4 protein-coding genes are annotated in these 4,924 nt (G+C 31.3%); all 4 read left to right on the forward strand.

Annotated elements, in window-relative coordinates; translation table 11 throughout:
- The coding region (nrdD, locus tag COZ07_RS04635; protein ID WP_406607416.1) for an anaerobic ribonucleoside-triphosphate reductase at positions 1–2,858 on the forward strand (2,858 nt) is incomplete at its 5' end.
- A gap of 243 nt (positions 2,859–3,101) precedes the next feature.
- A complete protein-coding gene (locus tag COZ07_RS04640; RefSeq protein ID WP_406607417.1) occupies positions 3,102–3,356 on the forward strand; it encodes a thioredoxin family protein in 255 nt (84 codons plus the stop codon).
- The gene (locus tag COZ07_RS04645; RefSeq protein WP_406607418.1) at positions 3,353–4,063 is read left to right on the forward strand and encodes an anaerobic ribonucleoside-triphosphate reductase activating protein; all 711 of its coding nucleotides are present in this window, start codon (positions 3,353–3,355) and stop codon (positions 4,061–4,063) included. The genes COZ07_RS04640 and COZ07_RS04645 overlap by 4 nt, the downstream gene beginning before the upstream one ends.
- A gap of 148 nt (positions 4,064–4,211) precedes the next feature.
- Positions 4,212–4,924, forward strand: a 713-nt coding sequence (locus COZ07_RS04650) for a polyphenol oxidase family protein (protein ID WP_406607419.1), incomplete at its 3' end; no start/stop codon positions are given.

Here is a 4,924-nt window from a genome sequence, read left to right on the forward strand (position 1 = left end):
TTGAACGATTTTATCATAATTTCAATAAAGATAAAGATAGAGACAGGTACTTTACAATAAGTATAGATCGGCTAACAGGAAAACCAGTATTAGGGAAAATATATCAAGCAATTAGACACCAAAGAAAAAATAAACTTGTAGAAATAAAAACAGGTTTAGGAGGAAAAATATGTGTTACCGATGACCATTCTTTATTTACGCTTAATGAAAATGGAGAAATTATTGAAATAAAGCCAAGCCAGAATCCAGAAAATATTTTATCTTTATCCTCCTTTCCAATTTATGATAATAAAAAAAATGTTGATGTTACCGATTATCTGTCAGAAGATTTATATGTAAAAATAAACGATGAATATATCGATTTAAGATGTAATTCTCATTATCATAACAAATTAAAAATATATATTCCCCTAACTAAAGAGTTTGCTACTTTATTAGGATATTATGTAGCCGAAGGTAATTGTACCCCAACTTCTGTATTTATTTCTTGTCGGGATGACCAGGAAAAAGAAAATATTGCTCATTTAGTAAAAACAATTTTTGTAGATGAAACCACAGTTACTATTTTACAGAAAGGGGTAAGATTTTCTGGTAGTTTATATAGTTCTTTGTTTAAGAAATTGTGCGGGAATGGAGCAATTAATAAAAAAATTCCTGATTTTATTCTTTTTGGAAAGGATGAAATTATAAAAGCGTTTCTTGCCGGATATCTTTCCGGTGATGGATATATAGAAAATAAAAATAAAATTGGATGTAGTACAATTTCAGAAACATTAAAATCTCATCTCTGGTTAGTTTTTACTAAGATTGGATGCTTACCAACAATAAAGGATAAAGACCGGAGCAAAGAAAAAATTATTATTAAGGGTAATGAAGTAAAGAAAACCCATTTACAATATGTACTTACGCTTGGGATAAACTCTTTTGATAAAGTTTATTTTTCTTTAGAAAGAAAAGAAGAAGAAAGAAAAAAATGTTTAGAAAGGTTTAAAAATAAACCTTCTTATAAACAATATGACCAGCGTAGATACGATTATAACCAATTGAAACCTCTGATTAAAAAAATCTTTGGAGCTAAAATTTCTTTAAAATCTTATCCTCTTTCTGTGCAATGGATTGATAAAATAAAAAGAAGGGTAAATAATAGTCTAATCGGTTTGCCAAATCCTTCTGTGGAGGGAGTTGGTAAAGAAGAAATTCCTTTATTATTTAAAAAACTTTTTATTTTTGATAATGTTCAACCCCATAGTGATTTGAACTCTTCATCAATGTATTTTGATATAAGAAACATTAACTCTTTTCCTCAGCAAATTTTAGCAAAAAATATTATTAAGAAACAGATAAAAAGGCTTAAAAATCTAAAAAGTATATTATATAAAGCAAGTAATTTATTACCTGTAGAAGTAATTGATCAGAAAGAAATAAAAGAGCAAGATAGATATGTATATGATATTTCTGTAGAAAAATACGAAAACTTTCTAACTACCGATGGTCTCCTTGCTCATAATAGCCTTTTTCTTGATTTTAATGTCCATTTAGGTGTTCCAGATTATCTTAAGAAAGTACCTGCTATCGGCCCTGGAGGAGAATATACCGGGAAAAATTACGGAGAATACGAAATAGAATCTCAATTATTTTTAAAAGCTCTAATGGAAGTTTGGAAAGAAGGAGATTGTAATAAAAAAGTCTTTGCCTTTCCTAAAATGGATTTACATATTAATAATAGATCTTTCGAAGATCCTGAACAGAAAAAATTATTAGAATATGCTTGTGAAGTAGCCTCTGAAAATGGTTCGCCCTATTTTATTTTTGATCGAGATGATATAAGTTTAGCCTCCTGTTGTCGATTAAGAACGAGAATAACTGATCAAGAAATGATAACCCATCCAGAAAAATTAAGGTTTGCCGGAATACAAAATGTTACCATCAATCTGCCCCAGTGTGCCTATAGAGCTTTTTCCAATAGGGGAATTTCCGACTCCTCTTTTAATTATAGTAAGATGGAAAATATAGAATTATTTTTTGAAAAAATTGATCAAGCCCTACACTTAGCCATTCAAGCACATTTACAGAAGAAAAAATTTTTAAAGATGATGATGGTAAATTCAGATGGAGCCTTGTGGGAAATAGGTAAAATAGCGGAAGATGGTAAACCTTATGTAGATTTAGATCAAGGTACCTATTTAATAGGATTAATAGGTTTAAATGAAGCAGTGCAATATATTTCTGGAGATCAGTTACACGAAAGTGAAAAGGCTTATAAATTAGGATTAAAAATTGTATCTTTTATGAGTTTAAAATGTGAAGAATATAGCGAAAAGTTTAATTTAAAGTTATCCTTAGAAGAATCCCCGGCGGAAAGTGCAGCGGGAAGATTGGCTAAAATCGATCTACAAGAATTTCCGGATAGTAAAAAAGTTATAAAGGGAGATCCTGAAAAAGATGAAGTTTATTACACTAATAGTATCCATTTTGCAGCTTCAGCACCTCTAGATTTAATTACTCGAATAGTCAAACAAAGTAAGTTTCACCCTTTAATAAAAAGTGGGGCAATAATTCACGCCTTTGTAGGAGAAAATCTACCTTCGCCCGAGAGTATCTATAATTTAATAAAAAAAGTTTGGGAAAACACGCAGTGTTCTCAACTTACTATTTCACCTGAATTTACTATATGTAATTTATGTAATAAAGTAAGTAGAGGATTGACCGAAAATTGTAATTATTGTGGAAGTAAAGATGTATACGGAGTAACCAGGATAGTAGGGTATTATAGTAAGATAACTAATTGGAATAAAAATAAAATCGGAGAGTTAAAAGATCGACATTCCGGAAACTATAAAATAGTCGTTAGTGAATAGTCGTTAGTCGTTAGTTTAAAACTTAAAACATTTTTCTGTATAAAGCATTGCTTTTTAAAGTAGGGGTCGGATTTATCCGACCCGTTCTTCTTGCGGGTTCGATGCCTGCCTGTGCGTGCCTGCCTGTGCGTGTACGCACGCAGACAGGTACGCACGCAGACAGGTACGCACGCAGACAGGAATCGAACCCCTACAGGAAAAGGGAATTCCTATAAAATATATTTAGAAAAGAGTAAAAGTATAATGAAAATAAAAATATTCTGGCAAAAAAATTGTCCTAATTGTCCAAAAGCTAATCATATTGGAAAACAATTGGAAAAAGAGATGACCGTACAATATTTTGATGTAAGCACGGTTGATGGTTTGGCGGAAGCAAGTTATTATAATATTGTGTCTACGCCTTCTATGGCCATGGTGGATAATGATGAGAATGAGATCAAAATATGGAGAGGCAAGACCCCTAATTTAGAGGAGATTAGAGAGGAAGCTGCAATTTGAAGATTGCTATAAAGAAGATGATCGAAACCTCCTTAATTGATTGGGAGGGAAAAATTGTTTCTACTTTATATCTCCCCAGATGCAATTTTCGGTGTCCTTTTTGTTATAATTGTGATTTAATTTTATATCCAGACCATTTTAAAAATATACCTTTGGAAGAAATAAATAAATTTCTCTTAGAGAGAAAAGAGTTTATCGATGGTATATGTATGAGCGGAGGAGAACCTACCCTATATGCTGATTTACCTTCCTATTTTAAAGAAATCAAGAATAAAGGTTTTCTAATTAAACTGGATACTAACGGTACTAATCCAAAATTATTAGAAGATCTTTTAAAGCTTAGATTAATAGATTATATTGCCATGGATATTAAATCATCCTTAGACTTTGATTGCTATTCTAAGGCAGCTGGTATTAAAGACAAAATATTATTAGAGAGAGTAAAGGATAGTATTACCTTAATTATGAACTCTGGAATAGATTATGAATTTCGAACTACTGTAGTACCTGTATTACATACAGAAGAAAACATAATAGAAATTGCTAAATATATTTCAGGAGCAAAAAAATATGTTTTACAGAATTTCTCTCCTTTAGAGAGGACCCTTAACCCTTCTTTCCAAAAAATAAAGCCTTATTCGGTTGAAAAGATACAAGAATTTGTGGAAAAAGTTAAAAGATACATTCCCAATTGTTATTCTAGATAAGTTGGCCAATTTACCAATTTACCAATTCGCCAATTTACCAATTAAATAATCGTTTGTGAATAGTAAAAGTAGTAGGGGCAGACCTTGTGTCTGCCCGTAGGACTGACTATATAAATATTAAAAAATATTATTAAAAAGAAGATATAATTTGAACCAAGATTTTGAATTAAAAGAACTTGGACCAATAAAGTATTTCCAATGTAGAGAATTAGATAATGCCAACTTAGTAGTAAATGCTTTTAGCACGAGATTAGGTGGAGTAAGTAAATCTCCTTTTAATAGCCTTAACCTATCCTACCAGGTAAAGGATAAAGAAAATTGTGTTTTAGAAAATAGAAAAATAATTTCAGATATTTTGAATATTAACTACCGAAGTATGACCTCTGCCCAGCAGGTACATAAAGACAAAATAACTGTCGTAAAAGAAGAAGATAAAGGCAAAGGAGCTTTTACACCTTCTGAGGCGATTAAGGAAAGCGATGCTTTAATTACTAACCTCCCTGAAATACCACTTTTAATGTGTTATGCTGATTGTGTACCTATTTTTATTTTAGATCCTATTAAAAAGGTTATTGGGTTAATTCATAGTGGAAGAAAGGGAACAGAATTGGAATTAACCTTAAAAACATTGTTTAAGATGAAAACCATCTTCGGGACAACCCCCCGTTCCTGCTTAACTGCCATTTTTCCTTCCATTGGTCCCTGTTGTTATAACATTAAAGAGCAAAATAAAATTGATGATTATTGGTTAAATGAAGACAAATATAATGGTGAACCAATTTCCTGGCAAAATAAGAGCGGGCTAAGCCTTGATTTAAGAAAGGCAAACTATTGGCAATTGATTAAGGGAGGAGTAGAGGA

The sequence above is a fragment of the Candidatus Infernicultor aquiphilus genome (assembly GCF_002784285.1).
GTDB classification, from domain to species: domain Bacteria; phylum Atribacterota; class Phoenicimicrobiia; order Phoenicimicrobiales; family Phoenicimicrobiaceae; genus Infernicultor; species Infernicultor aquiphilus.